This is a genomic window from Brevibacillus fulvus (assembly GCF_016908525.1).
In the GTDB taxonomy this organism is placed as follows: Bacteria; Bacillota; Bacilli; order Brevibacillales; family Brevibacillaceae; genus Brevibacillus_G; species Brevibacillus_G fulvus.
Genome location: NZ_JAFBEB010000006.1, coordinates 153001 through 169506 on the forward strand (window position 1 = coordinate 153001; position 16506 = coordinate 169506).

15 protein-coding genes are annotated in these 16506 nt (G+C 49.6%); 4 read left to right on the top strand and 11 right to left on the bottom strand.

The window, feature by feature from the left end; translation table 11 throughout:
- Positions 1–16 precede the first annotated feature (16 nt).
- From JOD01_RS10630 to JOD01_RS10660, 7 genes are all read right to left on the bottom strand, one after another.
- A complete protein-coding gene (locus JOD01_RS10630; protein ID WP_204518297.1) occupies positions 17–985 on the bottom strand; it encodes an ABC transporter permease in 969 nt (322 codons plus the stop codon).
- Positions 986–2059 carry an ABC transporter permease gene (locus JOD01_RS10635; RefSeq protein ID WP_239565375.1) on the bottom strand — a complete coding sequence of 358 codons (1074 nt, stop codon included), beginning with the start codon at positions 2057–2059 and terminating at the stop codon, positions 986–988. It abuts the gene before it with no gap.
- Positions 2052–3566 (bottom strand): ATP-binding cassette domain-containing protein, encoded by a 1515-nt coding sequence (locus JOD01_RS10640; protein WP_204518409.1) that lies wholly within the window; start codon positions 3564–3566, stop codon positions 2052–2054. Before JOD01_RS10640 ends, JOD01_RS10635 begins: the two co-directional genes overlap by 8 nt.
- Positions 3567–3689: 123 nt before the next feature.
- A complete protein-coding gene (locus JOD01_RS10645) occupies positions 3690–4766 on the bottom strand; it encodes a BMP family lipoprotein (protein WP_204518298.1) in 1077 nt (358 codons plus the stop codon).
- 268 nt (positions 4767–5034) lie between these two features.
- A complete protein-coding gene (locus JOD01_RS10650; RefSeq protein ID WP_204518299.1) occupies positions 5035–7365 on the bottom strand; it encodes an FtsK/SpoIIIE family DNA translocase in 2331 nt (776 codons plus the stop codon).
- 199 nt (positions 7366–7564) lie between these two features.
- Positions 7565–7795 (bottom strand): YlzJ-like family protein, encoded by a 231-nt coding sequence (locus JOD01_RS10655; RefSeq protein WP_204518300.1) that lies wholly within the window; start codon positions 7793–7795, stop codon positions 7565–7567.
- Complete coding sequence (locus JOD01_RS10660) at positions 7792–8607, bottom strand: ClpP family protease (protein ID WP_204518301.1); 816 nt, start codon at positions 8605–8607, stop codon at positions 7792–7794. The genes JOD01_RS10655 and JOD01_RS10660 overlap by 4 nt, the downstream gene beginning before the upstream one ends.
- Before the next feature lie 287 nt (positions 8608–8894).
- On the opposite strand from JOD01_RS10660, the gene JOD01_RS10665 reads away from it, so the two are divergent.
- From JOD01_RS10665 to JOD01_RS10680, 4 genes are all read left to right on the top strand, one after another.
- The gene (locus JOD01_RS10665) at positions 8895–9830 is read left to right on the top strand and encodes a cation diffusion facilitator family transporter (RefSeq protein WP_204518302.1); all 936 of its coding nucleotides are present in this window, start codon (positions 8895–8897) and stop codon (positions 9828–9830) included.
- Between the two features lie 82 nt (positions 9831–9912).
- Positions 9913–10122, top strand: a complete 210-nt coding sequence (locus JOD01_RS10670; protein WP_204518303.1) for a hypothetical protein — start codon at positions 9913–9915, stop codon at positions 10120–10122.
- A 127-nt stretch (positions 10123–10249) separates the two neighbouring features.
- Positions 10250–10912, top strand: a complete 663-nt coding sequence (locus JOD01_RS10675) for an S-layer homology domain-containing protein (protein WP_204518304.1) — start codon at positions 10250–10252, stop codon at positions 10910–10912.
- A 98-nt stretch (positions 10913–11010) separates the two neighbouring features.
- Complete coding sequence (locus JOD01_RS10680; RefSeq protein WP_204518411.1) at positions 11011–11355, top strand: YkgJ family cysteine cluster protein; 345 nt, start codon at positions 11011–11013, stop codon at positions 11353–11355.
- 64 nt (positions 11356–11419) lie between these two features.
- On the opposite strand, the gene JOD01_RS10685 is transcribed toward JOD01_RS10680, so the two are convergent.
- The 4 genes from JOD01_RS10685 to JOD01_RS10700 all read right to left on the bottom strand — a co-directional run bounded on the left by JOD01_RS10685 (position 11420) and on the right by JOD01_RS10700 (position 16494).
- Positions 11420–13081, bottom strand: coding sequence for a ribonuclease J (locus JOD01_RS10685; RefSeq protein ID WP_204518305.1), 1662 nt, complete (start codon positions 13079–13081; stop codon positions 11420–11422).
- A 232-nt stretch (positions 13082–13313) separates the two neighbouring features.
- On the bottom strand, positions 13314–14177 hold the full coding sequence (dapA, locus tag JOD01_RS10690; RefSeq protein ID WP_204518306.1) for a 4-hydroxy-tetrahydrodipicolinate synthase: 864 nt from the start codon (positions 14175–14177) through the stop codon (positions 13314–13316).
- A gap of 35 nt (positions 14178–14212) precedes the next feature.
- Positions 14213–15442, bottom strand: a complete 1230-nt coding sequence (gene dapG / locus JOD01_RS10695) for an aspartate kinase (RefSeq protein WP_204518307.1) — start codon at positions 15440–15442, stop codon at positions 14213–14215.
- Between the two features lie 11 nt (positions 15443–15453).
- Positions 15454–16494 (bottom strand): aspartate-semialdehyde dehydrogenase, encoded by a 1041-nt coding sequence (locus tag JOD01_RS10700; protein ID WP_204518308.1) that lies wholly within the window; start codon positions 16492–16494, stop codon positions 15454–15456.
- Positions 16495–16506: the final 12 nt, after the last annotated feature.

Sequence of the window (16506 nt, forward strand, 5' to 3'; positions counted from 1 at the left end):
GTAGCTGCCAAAGCAATCAGCGTGACCCCGTCTCGTACGGTTTGCCGGAAGCAGCCGGCGCATTGGTGCGACCCACGAAACCTGCCAGCACGATAACGGTCAAAATATACGGGAGCATATAGATCAATTCGGTCGGCACATATTCAGCCAGTCCAAGGATTTGAATCAACGATTTGGCTGCCTGCCCGATCCCGAAGAACAACGCTGCCCACATCACGCCGACAGGGCGCCATTTCCCAAAAATCAACGCTGCCAGCGCAATATAACCTTGCCCGGAAATGGTATTGTGAGAAAAATTGCTCGTTGTGGTCAGGGCAATGGTTGCGCCGCCCATCGCGGCCAACGCGCCGCTGATCATCACAGCGTTGTATCGTACGCGAAACACATTGATCCCCGCCGTATCGGCAGCTCGCGGATGCTCCCCGACAGAGCGCAGCCGCAAGCCATACGACGTCTTGAACAACAGAAACCAGGTAATCGCAACCGCGATAAAAGCCAGATAGCTGGTCGGATAGGCTTCGAAAATAGCATGGCCGAAAAACGGAATTTCGCTTAACCCCGGAATGTGCCATTTGCTGAATACGGAGGTCAGGGTCGTTGTCTGACCTGCTCCGTGAAACAAAATTTTGGTCAAATAGACAGACAAGCCGGCCGCCAGAAAGTTCAAAGCTACCCCGCTGACGGTTTGATCTGCCTTAAAGGTGATCGAGGCAACCGCATGCGGCAAGGAAAAGATTGCGCCTGCAACAATCGCCGCCACAAAGCCGATCCACGCCGGGATGACAGAGCCCGGTTCAAAAAACGGCTGCATAAAAAAGGTGCAGACCGCCCCGGTGAAAGCCCCAATCACCATCATCCCTTCCAGACCGATGTTGACGACACCGGAACGTTCGGAATACAGGCCACCCAAGGCAGCAAAAATGAGGGCAGTAGAAAATACAATTGTATCGTGTATCAAGTTACTTCCCAAAACCAACCAGTCCATCTATCTGCCCTCCTCCTTTCTTTTTGCGAGTATTGGTTTCAACAGGTAGCGAACGATACCGTGCGCCGCCACAAAGAAGATAACCGAAGAAATGACGATACGGATCAATTCGATCGGTACCCCAGCGCTGAATTTCATTCCCGCGGCGCCATAAGAAAGCGCTCCAAACAAAAAGGCGCCAAGCACAATCCCGATCGGAGTATTTCCGCCAATCAAAGCAACAGCGATTCCGTCGAAGCCATAGCCCGGCATCGCCGACATGACAGCAAGGTAATGGAATACGCCAAGCGTTTCACAAGCACCGCCCAGTCCGGCGAACAGCCCGGATATAAACATTGCTTTGACAATATTACGATTTACACTCATCCCCGCATATTCGGAAGCATGAGGATTCAAGCCGACCGCACGCAATTCGTAACCGGTTTTCGTTTTCCACAGAATGATGAAAAAGATAACAGCACAAATCAGAGCAAGAGGCGTTCCCCAATGCACCCGCGCCCCTCCGAGAAAGTTGGACAGCGCCTGAAGTGTAATGACCGCAGAGTCATGGACGATTTCCGAACGTTGCTGGCCTTTGGGGACCAAAAACGCATTCAGTATGTAATTGGCAAAGTACATGCCGATCCAGTTTAGCATGATGGAGGTAATGACTTCGTGAACACCGCGGGCAGCCTTCAAATACCCGGCGATGCCTGCCCAGATTCCGCCCATTAACGCACCGACAATGATCGCCACCACAGCATGAATGATCGGCGGAAGGTCAAAAGCAACCCCGACATAAACGGCTCCCAGCATCCCCATGATAAACTGCCCTTCCGCACCGATATTAAACAGACCGGTCCGAAAGGCAAAGGCGACGGCCAAACCGGTAAAAATTAAAGGTGTAATCTGCCGAATCGCTTCACCGAAGTTATACAGATCGCCAAATACTTTTACAACCAGCGACTCATAAGCCAACAGCGGATTGAATCCACCGGCCAGCATGGCCAGCGCTCCAACGACCAAACCCAAAATGATGGCGAATAAAGGAACCAGGAACGACTCTTTTGTGAAGACCTGAATGACCCTATTCAACTGTTCCTCCTCCTTCCGTTCGTTTTCCGCCTGACATCATCAATCCCAGTTCCTGTTCACTGGTTTCTTTCGGATTGACGATACCGACAATCTGTCCTTCGTAAATGACTGCGATCCGGTCCGCTACATTCATCACTTCATCCAGTTCAAGGGAAATGAGCAAGACTGCTTTCCCTTTGTCCCGTTGCTCAACTAAGCGGCGATGAATAAATTCAATCGCACCAACGTCCAAACCGCGTGTCGGTTGGGCTGCGATCAACAAGTCGGGGTCCTTGTTAATTTCACGGGCAATGATCGCTTTCTGCTGATTGCCCCCCGACAACGCCCGCGCTGGCGTATGTATGCTCGGTGTGCGCACGTCAAATTCTTCGATTAATTTGGCGGCGTGCCGATCGATTGCCTTGAAATCAAGAAAGCCATTTTTATTAAAATCAGGATGGAAGTATGTTTCCAGCACCATGTTTTCACTCATCGTAAAATCAAGGACGAGCCCGCGTTTGTGCCGGTCTTCGGGAATATGCGACAAGCCGCTTTCCGAAATCGTTCGCGGTGTTTGGTTGGTGATCTCTTTGCCCGACAGCAAAATCCGCCCTTCTTTCACCTTCCGCAAACCGGTTAACGCCTCAATCAGCTCGCTTTGCCCGTTTCCTTCCACGCCGGCAATCCCCAATATTTCGCCCGCTCTTATTTCAAAGGAGATTCCTTTCAGCGCATCGACGCCCCGGTTGCCCACTGCTGTCACGTTTTCGACGGCCAAGATGACCTCTTTCGGTTCGCTCGGTTTTTTATCGATGCGGAAGTTGACTTCCCGACCGACCATTTTCGCTGCCAAATCATCAGGATTCGTCTCTTTCACAGCAACCGAATCAATGACTTTGCCGCGTCGAATAATCGTAACCGAATTACATACTGCCATGATTTCTTTTAACTTGTGGGTAATCAAAATGATCGTTTTTCCTTCATTAACCAGGTTTCGCATAATTTGAATAAGTTCCTGGATTTCCTGCGGGGTCAAAACAGCGGTAGGTTCATCAAAGATCAAAATATCCGCACCGCGATACAGCGTTTTCAGAATTTCGACACGCTGTTGCATACCGACCGAGATGTCCTCGATCTTCGCTTCAGGATCAACCTTCAGGCCGTATTTGAGCGAAAGCTGCCGAACTTCTTCCTGTGCTTTGCGAATATCTATCGTTAATCCTTTTTTCGGTTCATTTCCAAGGATAATATTTTCCGTCACTGTAAAAGGCTCAACCAACATAAAATGTTGATGGACCATCCCGATTCCAAGTTCATTGGCCACATTCGGACTGGAGATTTGCACAGGTTTTTCATTAATGAGGATTTGACCTTCATCCGGTTGGTACAAACCGAACAAGATATTCATCAGCGTAGATTTACCCGCACCATTTTCGCCAAGCAGGGCATGAATCTCGCCTTTTTTAACCACCAGATTGATATTGTCATTCGCGACGATTCCGGCAAACCTCTTGGTAATACCCCGCATTTCTACTACTGTTTTTACCGTACTCAACAAATTCACCCCGTTTTTGATGGGTTATCTACCTTTAATCAGACGTAAAGAACAAGGCTAGATCGACTAGCCTTGTTCACTTTCTGTGACGGAGCCTTATTCTTGCGGTTCTTCTGGAACGCTGATTTCTTTGTTTACGATTTTTTGCTTGAACTCTTCTACTTTTGCCAGCACGTCAGCAGGCACCGTATCTTTGGAAGTTTCCGGCAAACCGACGCCGTCTTCCGCAAGTCCGAGCGTTACCACTTGACCACCTTTAAAGTTTCCATCCATCACGTCTTTGGAAACTCGTTCTACTGCTTGGTCTACACGTTTCATTACAGAAGTAAGTGTAATTTCCTTACCGAAAGTCAGGGATTGGTCTTTGTCTACACCGATTACCCAAACGTTTTCGCCTTTGGATTTACGGTCTTTCGCTTCGTTGAATACACCGTCACCTGTGGAACCCGCTGCCGGGAACACGATGTCAGCGCCTTGGCCGTACAAACCGGAAGCCGCTTGTTTACCAAGGTCTGGTTTATCAAAAGCTCCTGTATAAACGGAGATAACTTTAGCATTTGGATTTACAGCTTTTACCCCAGCGATAAAACCAGCTTCAAACCGTTTGATTACCGGGCTCTCTACACCGCCGACAAAACCGATTTTGTTTGATTTGGTCATCGAACCAGCGACAACACCGCCCAGGAACGCACCTTCGTTTTCTTTGAACAGAACGGACTCAACGTTTGGCGCTTGCACTTCCTGGTCAATGATGGCGATTTTCGCGTCCGGGTTCGCTTCCGCTACCTGTTTGACCGCATCCGCCATCATGAAGCCGATCCCCCAAGTCAAATCCCAGCCATCTTTTACGAATTGGGTGAGGTTCGGCACATAATCAGCATCGGAGGTACTTTGCAAATAGTTTACGCTCTCCTGTGGAAGTCCATTATCCTGTTGGAATTTTTGCAGCCCTTCCCATGCGCTTTGGTTGAAGGAGTTGTCGTTCACCCCGCCAACGTCAGTGACCATCCCGATTCTGACAGTTTTCTGGCCGGCTTGATCACCGCCTGCTTGTTCCTGTCCTTGGTTTTGCCCTTGTTGGGCACCTTGTTGGGCATTGCCGCCGCAGCCAGCTACCAAAACAGAAAGACTAAGGGTAGCCACCGACAAAACGGAGAGAAGCTTTTTCTTCATCAAAATTATTACCCCCTATTTTCGATAAGATGAACTAATAATCCTGGAACTTCATAATTTAGACTGTCAACATTGCGGTTTTTTAGTCAGAATAAAAACCGGTCGAGAAGAAGCTAGCTGGCATCAACAGAAAGAACAGCTTGTCCTGTTACCCATTCAAGCACTCCCGCTCATTTTGACAGTCTCCCACGATTCGCTTTAGTTCGAAGAAAATTTTACCCTAACCAAATGAAATTGTGCAAGCAAAATCTTTATCTGTCGAGCATTGTCAGGAAATATGGGTCTCCACGCCAGGGCGCGGCAATCGAACTTCACGCGGCTTGCTTCCTTCGTACGGGCCGACTACTCCTTGCGCCTCCATCATGTCGATCAGCCTGGCCGCGCGTGTATAGCCGACACGCAAGCGTCTCTGCAGCAATGAAGCGGAAGCGGTTTGGGCTTCGAGGACGACTTGAACAGCCTGGTCGTATAACTCGTCATCAACCACCGGAGCTGCTTCTTCCGTCACTTCCTCCGGTATCATCTCTTCGTTATAGTTTGCTTCCTGCTGTTCCTTGACAAACCGGACGACTTCTTCCACTTCTTTGTCGGACACAAATGCCCCCTGTACCCGCGTCGGTTTCGAAGCCCCCATCGGCAAGTAAAGCATGTCCCCGCGTCCGAGCAGCTTTTCCGCCCCGCCCATATCGAGAATGGTGCGCGAATCGGCCATGGACGATACCCCAAAGGCAATCCGCGACGGAATGTTCGCTTTGATAACCCCGGTAATGACGTCAACGGACGGCCGCTGGGTAGCGATGATCAAATGAATGCCGGCCGCCCGAGCCATCTGTGCCAACCGGCAAATGGCATCTTCGACTTCTCCGGGGGCGACCATCATCAGATCGGCCAACTCATCGACGATGACCACGATATAGGGAAGCGGAGCCTTTTCCCCCTGTGCAAGGATGTGCTGGTTATACATCTCGATATTGCGTGCCCCCGATTTGGCGAACAAGGTATAACGCCGCTCCATTTCCGCGACCACCTTTTTCAAGGCAACCGATGCTCTGCGCGGATCGGTGACGACAGGTGCGAGCAAATGCGGAATCCCGTTGTAAACATTCAATTCCACCATTTTCGGGTCCACCATCATAATCTTCACTTCATCCGGTCTGGCCTTGAACAGGATGCTCATAATCAAACCGTTGATGCAGACCGATTTTCCGCTGCCGGTCGCCCCCGCCACCAGCAAATGGGGCATTTTGGAAAGGTCGGCAATGATCGGTTCACCGGAAATATCCCGTCCCAAAGCAACGGTCAGTTTTCCCCCGGCATCTTGGTAATGCGGGGTTTCCAGCACCTCTCTCAGCGTGACCATGGACACTTCGGCATTCGGCACCTCGATGCCAATTGCCGATTTCCCGGGTATCGGCGCTTCAATTCGGATATCCTTGGCCGCCAACGCTAGCGCCAAATCATCGGTCAAACTGACAATGCGGCTCACCTTGACTCCGGTGGCCGGCTGCACTTCATAGCGGGTAACGGCCGGACCTCGGTGTACCTCCGAGACGGTCGCGTTAACTCCAAAGCTTTTTAATGTTTGCACCAATTTCGCCGCATTGGAGGTATGATCGACTTCTTTGCCCGCACTGACCATCTTTGGCCGCGATAGCATTTGCAAGCTTGGCATCGTATACGGAGCGGATTGGATCACGGCGGCATTCTCCAGTGTACCGAAGATCTCTTCGTCACCCTCGAGGGAAAAAGTAATCTCTTTTTCGGGGGCAACAGGAGTCGCCGTTTCCTCCTCCATCGAAATCCGTTCCGTAAAATCGCGAATAACCGGATTGATCGGCACTTCTTGCTCCGCGGGCGTCATCGGATTTTCCTGGACATTTGACCAACCCGTTTGCATCGCCTCCGCCGTTACAGCATGCCCGGATTCCATGGCTACGTCATTTTCCGCAGCCTGTTGCTTCCGTTTCTCAGTTTCTTCATATAAAAGTTGAATGGAGCCTTTCACCGACCCTTTGATCTTTCCATAAAATTGGGAACATAGTTTTTTGCAGAACAGCACGATATTTACATAGGAGAGATTAAATAAAAACATCGCGCCGGCCAAGAATAGCAAGCCGATAATCAAACCGGTCCCGACCATCCCGAACAAACTGTTGGATACCGCAAAGACAATCGCGCCCAACATGCCGCCGCCGACATTGGTTGTCGATACATCCTGCTGCCGTTCAAACCAGAGCCGGTCCCAAGTAAGGCCGATCACGCTCTGTTCAAAACGCCCATCCGCGGTCAACAGCTTGTACAATACGAGATGGTCCCAGGTGAGAATCCCGAGAAAAATCAGCAAACAGCCAAAATACTGCGGATTCACTTGCGGCAGCTTGCGGGTGAACATCATCTGCACCGCCACAATCATGGAAAACAAAGGGATGAGAAAGTCCCAGGAACCGGCAAAAAACCGATACAGAAATGCGAGCACATTGCGTCCCAGCCATCCGCTTTCCAACAGGCCGATAAGACTTAGCACGATGACAATCAGACCAATCAGCTCGATTTTGACGATTGAGGCCCATTCCGGATTCTGTTTTTTCCTTCTGCTCATGGCCCGCCTCCTTCCCTATTAATAAAACCAACTGCTTTCGGTTGTACGATGGCTGATGATTTCCGTTATGTATAGCAGAGGTAAACCAGCGGGGAAAGTTTCATCCACTCGCATATGGTAGAAAAAGGCAGCCGAGAGATGTTCGGCTGCTTGTATTATGTAGTATAACACAGGTTTTTTAGAGAAATACAGGAAATATTCATTCTGTCACGGAAGGGTGAAATGAAATTTTTTGTCCGGGACTTAATTGCGGATTTAAATAATCTTGCGGATTCGGACTGATCAGGCGAACAATTTGTCCCTCAAATGGACCTGTCGGCTCAACCAGCATCGTAACGGCCCCCATGCTGATCTCCCGCAATTCACGGTTGTTCATTTGGTCAAAGTTCGCAAACACAATCTCTTGCGGCATAATCGAGTAGAAGATCATTGCAAAACCTTCTCTCCGCGCCGTTGTTCAATTAACTCGTTCAACTTGTTGAGCGCTTTGCCCAAGCCGCCAACTTCGTCGATTAATCCGTATTTGACCGCGTCGGCGCCAATGACGTTGGTGCCGATGTCACGGGTCAATTCGCCTGTCCGCAGCATTAAATCTTTGAATTGTTCCTCCGTAATCTTGGAGTGTCTGGCGATGAAATTCACTACCCGATCCTGCATTTTATCCAGATACTCAAACGTCTGCGGCACCCCGATCACCAATCCGGTCAAGCGGATGGGATGGATGGTCATTGTCGCCGTTTCCGCAATAAAGGAATAGCTGCCAGCCACCGCAATCGGCACCCCAATGCTGTGACCCCCGCCTAACACCAAAGTCACTACCGGTTTGGAAATGGACGCAACCATCTCGGCAATCGCCAGACCCGCTTCCACATCGCCGCCGACTGTGTTGAGGATGACCAATACCCCTTCAATTTTGCTGTTTTGCTCGGCCGCAACCAACTGCGGAATCAGATGTTCATATTTGGTCGTTTTATTTTGCGGCGGAAGCTGAATATGCCCTTCCACTTGTCCGATAATCGACAGGCAATAAATATTGCTTTCCAGTTGCGGAACATTCGTTTGTCCTAACTGCGTAATCGTATCCACGATTCGTTTTTTCGCTTCATCTCCTGCTACAGACGGCGTTTCAGCTGGTACTACTGGTGGAGCCGGGGCGGTTTGAGGCGCTGGTTGTTCCGGCTCTTGCCCATTATTGTTTATAGGCGCTTTGCTTAATTGTTGCAGATATTGATTGATCGACATAGGCAGTAACCTCCTTCAATTCCCTACTAGTATGGATTGGCAACTGTCAAATGATGCATCGCGAAGCATTCTCAGCACGTTTTTCGGTTTTCTGCTATATTGAAGATAAATTGCGAAATGCGGTTAAATTGCAGAATGAATGAGATTCATTCCCATCTTCCACAAAAGGTTCATTTTTTCCGCAAAACGAACTTGTAATTATTTTAATTATTGTTTTATAATAATTATAAACTAATGAGAAATGGCCGCACATTTGCTCGTGTTTTTACAGAAAGGAAGGGATATTGATGCCGAATCAGGATTTTCACCACCTGGATCATGTAAAGGAACAACAAACTTCGAAAAAAACGTTGTGGACGACGTTGCTGCTTACACTGTTCTTTACTGTAGTTGAAATTGTTGGAGGACTTTTGTCCAATTCCCTCGCTCTCTTGTCCGACTCTGCTCATATGATCTCTGACGTCATTGCGCTCGGCTTGAGCATGGCAGCGATCTATATGGCAAGCCGCAAGCCAACCCAACGCTATACCTTCGGATTTTTGCGCTTCGAAATCATCGCTTCCTTCCTGAACGGACTGGCGCTGGCGATCATTGCCGTCGGAATTTTTGTCGAAGGCATTGAACGTCTCATCCATCCGCAAACGGTCGATTTTGCGTTGATGCTGACGATCGCTTCCATCGGTCTTGTCGTCAATATTGTGCTGACCGTGATTTTGAGCCGGAGTATGAAGGAAGAGGAAAACTTGAATGTAAAAAGTGCGCTTTGGCACTTTATCGGTGATTTGATCAGCTCCTTGGGGGTTATCGTTTCCGCGGTGATCATTTACTTCACCGGCTTCACCATTTTCGATCCGCTGATCAGTATGGTCATCGGCGCCATTATTTTCACGGGCGGTTACAAAATTTTGCGTGAATCGTACTTGATTTTGATGGAATCGGTTCCTGAGAAGTACAACCTGGATGAGATCCGCCGGGACATCAGCCAGATCGAAGGTGTGGAAGACGTGCACGAGATGCACCTCTGGTCCGTGTCAACCGAACACTATTCCTTGACCGCGCACGTATTCATTCGTGATAATATTCAACCGCATTGCGTAATCTTGGCCATCAATGAAATGCTGAAAGACAAATACGAGATTTCCCACTCCACGATCCAAATCGAAAGCCCGATCATCCATGACCACGGAGAATACGGAAAACTGTTCTTATTGAAAAAGGCATGATGGAAAAACCCTCACTTATGTGAGGGTTTTTGCTTCTTTCCTAGCCGTCTACATGCTATGCTTTTGCCAGGAGTGTGATTGCATGAAATCGTTTTACTACGAAGTAAACTGGAGCGATGCGAAAAAATATACAGATGCGCTGCATGCCCTCGAGATCCCCTACACCGTGGAAACATCGATCGAAATTCCCACATTGCCAGAGGGGCAGCTTGCCATCGTCTTTCCCAGTTTGCCCATTCGCATCTATGTAAAAGTCCGCACACTGTTTGGCCGCGACGGAAACCCGTATTAATTTCAACAAAACACGTGGCCGCCACAGCATCAAACCAGCCAGAACCGGTTGGAACTTGCTGTCACTGAAACGAGCAGCGGAAACGTGCGTCACATAAAGTGAATTCCACAAAATGAGGTGACAAACGATGAAACATTTTCGTCTCTTGATCGCACTTTCCGGTATCGCCCTGTTTTCGCTGACAAACGTCCAAACAAGTTCTGCGATGACGCTGCCCGCATTCCATCTGTCCCAAGTTGTCTCTGCCGGACTGTCTCAGGCGGTAATGGCGATTGACAAACAATCGGTCAAGCCTGATGCTCCCCTTACGGCGGCCCAAGGGATTCAACTGATTGTTGAGGCATTTGCGCTCAATTTGGATGAGGTGCGTTTCTTAAAAGCTCCGCTGGCAACCGATTACTTTCCTCGGGCCAAAAACGACGCCTGGTACGCCAACACCTTGATTATTGCAGCCCATAACGGTTTCGACTTGCCTCGCCAGCTCGATCCGAATCAGACTTGGACGAAAGAGAAGTTTCTCCATCAACTGATGCACGTGCTGGAACAACACGAGCATCTCCCCATGATACGCATTGCCCCTGAGTCGTTTGCCGATATGGATCAACTGGAGCCTCTCTACCAAGGCTCGATTGAACGTGCAATCGCGCTGAAAATCGTCAAATTGGACGCGGAGAGAAAGCTGCATCCGAAAGCAGAAATCACTCGTTCGGAAGCGCTGGAATGGATCGGGAACGCCGTTGCATTCAGCAAAAAGCGTTCTTCCCTTGCTGGCAGCGAGTCTGATCAGTAACACGGCTCATTTCCTTTATTTACAAATAACTTGATTCCCTTCATACTATTCTTGAAACAAACAGGCAAATGATCAAGATGAAAGGTATCGATCAAGCGATGAATACATTACCTTGCCAAGGCTGCAAAGGGTTATGTTGCGGCCCCGTACCGATCACCGGAAAAGAATTTAAAAAAATTCAGAAGAAGGTCAAAACGTTTCCCCGCAAAATTCGCGAACGGCTCGAGCGCCAGCCAAGATTTTTCGGGACTTGCATTTTTTACGATATCGAACAGGATCAATGCGGCATCCACGACGTTCGGCCAGAGATTTGCCGCGCGTTTGGCTACCACAAAGAGCTGGTCTGTTTTCGCAAACCGGAATTGGCCACGAAAGAAAAAATCTCGTTTAAAGAATCACCCGTTGGTTACCTTAGCATCGATTTCACCTGGAAAGATTTTTAAAAGCAAACGGAGCCACTCCCCCAATGAGTTGAGGGTTTGGCTCCGTTTTTTGCATCATATCCGCTTACACTTCCATGATAATTGGTAAAATCATCGGTCTGCGGCGCGTTTGTTCATAAAGATAACGACCAAGCGCATCCTTCACGCTGTTTTTCAGCGAAGACCATTCGTTGACATTTTCTTCCATACATTTTGTGAGTGTTTGGGTAACCAGGCGATTTGCCTCGTCCAGCAATTCCTCCGATTCGCGTACATAGACAAAACCGCGAGAAATAATATCCGGACCGGACAAGATCGTTCCGTTTTGTTTACTGAGTGTAACAACAACTACCAGTATGCCATCTTGTGATAAAAGTTTTCGATCGCGCAGCACGATGTTTCCCACATCGCCCACGCCGAGTCCGTCAATCAGCACATTGCCGGAGTGAACCTTTGGACCGTAACGGGCCTTGCCGCCGGTGATCTCGACGGTATCGCCATTATCCAACAGGAAGATATTTTCGGCAGGGACGCCAACCTGTTCGGCCAATATGCCATGCATCCGCAACATCCGGTATTCACCGTGAATCGGAATAAAATATTTGGGCTTCATCAGGTTCAGCATAAGCCGAAGCTCTTCCTGGCTGCCGTGGCCAGAGACGTGCACACTCGATCCATAGATCACATCAGCGCCGATGCGGTACAGTTGATCCACTGTTCTCGAGACGAATTTTTCATTTCCCGGGATGGGTGTCGCTGCGATAATTACCGTATCGCCTGGAAGAATATCCATTTTCCGATGGGCGGATCGGGCCATACGAGTAAGCGCTGACATTGTTTCCCCTTGACTTCCCGTTGATAAAATCACCACTTGCTCAGCCGGCAATTTGTTAATCTCGTCCGGTTCCAGAAAAATACCGTCGGGAGCATGCAAATAGCCTAAGTCTTTACTGATCTGGACGACATTTACCATGCTGCGGCCGATGATCGTAATCTTTCGGTTAAATTCCACCGCGGCATCGACAACCTGCTGGATGCGATGAACGTTTGAGGCAAAGGTGGATACCACAATCCGACCGGGCGCTTTGCTGAACACATCCTTGATCGCCGCTCCAACCGACCGTTCCGAACCGGTAAACCCGGGCCGTTCGGCATTGGTGCTGTCGGACAACAAGGCAAGCACACCTCTATCACCGATTTCCGCCATTTTGGCGATATCAGCGTATTGGTTATTAATCGGTGTTTGGTCGAACTTGAAATCTCCCGTGTGAACGATATACCCTTCCGGTGTTTCCAAACAGACACCGACACAATCCGGAATGCTGTGATTCACCCGGAAGAAGGTCGCCCTCATCTGTCCGAGAGTGATCTCCGAGTCACTGTTGATTAACACCCGCTTGGTTTCGTTTAGTATGCCCGCTTCTTTCAGTTTTGCTTCAATCAGTCCGAGTGTGAGTTTGGTTGCGTAGACAGGTACATTCAGATGTTTAAGGAAAAAACTTAATCCGCCAATATGGTCCTCGTGACCATGCGTAATGATAATGCCGCGCACTTTTTCGCGGTTTTCTTCCAAGTACGTGATATCCGGGATGACCATATCGATCCCGAGCATTTCCTCTTCCGGAAACTTGAGACCAGCATCAATTACGACGATATCTTCGTCGCTTTGGATCACGTACATGTTTTTCCCAATTTCGCCAACTCCGCCCAGGGCAAAAATGAGAACTCCTTGATTTGATTTGGACAAAATGTGAACCTCCCATATTTAGTTGTCTGCTTACACTCAATTAACCGCCCCAAATCACTTGGTTTCATTATACCCGAATTGATTTTAAGAAAACAAGCAAAAAGAACCGCATGATTGGTATTATTTGTGAACAAAGCCAAGCCAATTCGAGCGGAAGCAACAAAAAAAACCGCCCGTTTGTGCAATCACAAAACGAACGGTCCTTTTTGCCGATAATGGCTCGGTTTTTTGCTTACAGCAAGCTGCAGACGAACGCTTTTTCTTCTTCTGTCAGTTCCACATGCGGGAGACGCACGCCACCCACGTCGATACCCAGTTTATTCAATGCGACTTTCGTCGGACCTGGGCTTGGGTAAGCAAACAGACCTTCAAAGACAGGCAGCAATTTGCGATGCAAGGCTGCCGCCTCCTGATAGTTACCCGCCAAAAAAGCGTCCACCATTTCTTTCATTTGCGAACCCACCACATGGCTGGCAACGCTGACAATCCCCACGCTGCCGATCGAGAGGGCCGGTACGGTCAGGCCGTCATCTCCGCAATACAACTCGAACCCGTTCGGAGCCCCTTCGATAATTTTGGCCATTTGCGACAGGTTGCCGGATGCTTCTTTCACGCTAACGACGTTGGGCAGTTCCGCCAGTTTCAAGGTTGTTTCCGCTGCCAGATTCACGCCGGTCCGGCCCGGAACGTTATAAAGCATAACGGGGAGTTTGGTCGACTCCGCAATCACTCTAAAGTGTTGGTACAAGCTCGCCTGGGAAGGCCGGCTGTAATAGGGAGTCACCAGCATAACCGCATCGACCCCGGTCGCTTCTGCTTCCTTGGTAAATTCGATGCTGGCTGCCGTATCGTTGCTGCCGGTTCCGGCAATCACCTGGCAGCGTCCTTTGGTATATGCCACAACATGCCGGAATAGTTGCAACTTCTCTTCATGGGTCAAAGTGGGCGATTCACCGGTCGTCCCACTGACCACTACCGCTTCCGTTCCCGTTGCCAGCAAGTGATCGAGCAATCGTTCCGTTTTTGCAAAGTCAACCTGTAAATTTTCATCAAACGGCGTCACCATTGCCGTTACGATTCGGCCAAAACGTGCCATGTTTAATCAATCCTTTCATCAAGTAAGCTGTTGCCCTAATGTTGATCATAACGTGAATGCAGTTGAAACTGTTGATGCAGTGAGCGAACAGCCTTGACCATATCCGCTTCATGAACCAAAACCCAGATGGTCGTGTGCGAATCTGCCGATTGCAAGATTTGAATATCTTGTGTCGTTAATGCTTCCACGATTTGCGCCATGACCCCGGGAACACCGGCGATGCCTGCCCCAATGACCGATACCTTGGCACAATTGCTCAACACTTCCGGTTGATACCCCATATCGGCCAAAATATGGGAAGCCTTGTCAGCCATTTGATCGTGGACAGTATAGGCAACTCCCGACGGGTTTACATTAATAAAATCAACGCTGATTCTGTGCATCGCCATCGCCTTGAACACATGCAAATGGGTATCGTATTGTCCCTCTTTGGCCGTAACTTTAATTTGCGCGATATTGGGCACGTGCGCAATTCCCATAACCAGCCGATCATGGACTTCCCCGGCTTGATGAAAGCCGTGCGAATGGGTCACCAGCGTGCCGGGATCATCGGTAAACGTAGAGCGGACGCGGATCGGGATATTCCCTTGCATCGCCACTTCCACCGCGCGGGGATGGATCACTTTGGCGCCCAAATGAGCCATATTGCAAATTTCCGTGTACGTCACAGTCGACAGCGGCTGAGCGTCTGTCACGATCCGCGGGTCCGCTGTCATAATTCCGTTCACATCGGTAAAGATATCGACCCATTCTGCTCCCAAAGCAACACCTAAAGCCGTTGCGGTCGTATCACTTCCGCCACGGCCCAGCGTGGTGATTTCCCAATCCTCCGTACGGCCTTGAAAGCCAGGGACAATGACGAGGTAACCGTTCTGAAGCTCCCGCATAATGCGCTGGGGCTCGATTTGCACAATTTGCGCATTGCCAAAATCATCGGTCGTAATGATATTGGCCTGGCCGCCGGTCAGTACTTTGGAACGAATCCCGCGAGCTTGCAGCATGCTGCTCATCACTGCGGCCGAAATGATCTCTCCGGTATGCAGGAGCAGATCCGTCTCCCTTTCCGGAAGACGGTCTCCACCGGTGTCAAGCAACTGCAGCAGCGTATCGGTCGCATAAGGATCGCCTTTTCGCCCCATCGCGGACACGACGACCACAAGCGCGAACCCTTCCGCAAGGGCTTTTTCTATATGATGAATCGCCTGTAAACGAGCTTTTTCGGTTGTCAAAGAGGAACCACCGAATTTTTGGACGAGAATTTTCACAAGTCTCTCTCCTATTTCGCCGCTTTTATAAGTTCCTCAGCAATTTGAACAGAGTTCCAAGCCGCTCCTTTCAGCAGATTGTCAGAGACAATCCACAGATGGAGTCCGCGCGGATGGTCGAGGTCGCGTCGGACGCGGCCGACGAACACATCCAGCTTGCCCGCAGCGTCTGTCGCCAAAGGATACAGCTGTTCTGCAGGGGAGTCTGCCAGGATGACGCCTGGGGCATTTTGCAACAAGGCGTATACTTCCTCCAGCTCAAATTCTGATTTTAGTTCTACATAGACGGATTCACTGTGTCCATAGACAACCGGAATGCGTACACATGTAGCGGATACCAAAATATTTTCATCTTCCATGATTTTCTTGGTCTCATTGATCATCTTCATTTCTTCATAGGTAAAACCGTTTTCGGTAAACACATCAATTTGCGGAATCGCATTAAAAGCGATTTGATGGTGAACAGGCAGCTTCCCAACCGGCAAAATATTTGCGACTGCTTCCTTGCCATCCAAAACATCGCGGGATTGCGTCAACAGCTCCTGGATTGCGGAAGCGCCTGCTCCAGAGACAGCTTGATAAGTCGAGACGATAATCCGCTCGATGCCAAAGCGATCATACAAGGGTTTCAAAGCGGCAACCATCTGAATCGTGGAACAATTGGGGTTCGCGATAATTCCTTTATGTTGGAAGGCGGCATGCATGTTGACCTCCGGAACAACCAACGGAACTTCCGGGTCCATCCGGTAAGCGCTCGTATTGTCGATCACAACCGCTCCATGGGATACCGCATGCGGCGCCAATTCCTTGCTGACCGCTCCCCCTGCACTGAACAAGGCAAAGTCAATGCCGGCGAAACTTTCCGGTGTGGCTTCCTCGACCTCAATTTCCTGTCCTTTGAACATGATCTTTTTCCCGGCAGAACGGGCGGAAGCCAGCAATTTGAGTTGCTTGACCGGAAAATTCCGTTGCTCCAACAATGCGATCATTCTTTCTCCAACTGCTCCTGTTGCGCCTACGACGGCAACATTGTATTGCGTCTGGTTCGCCATCTTTTACTCTCC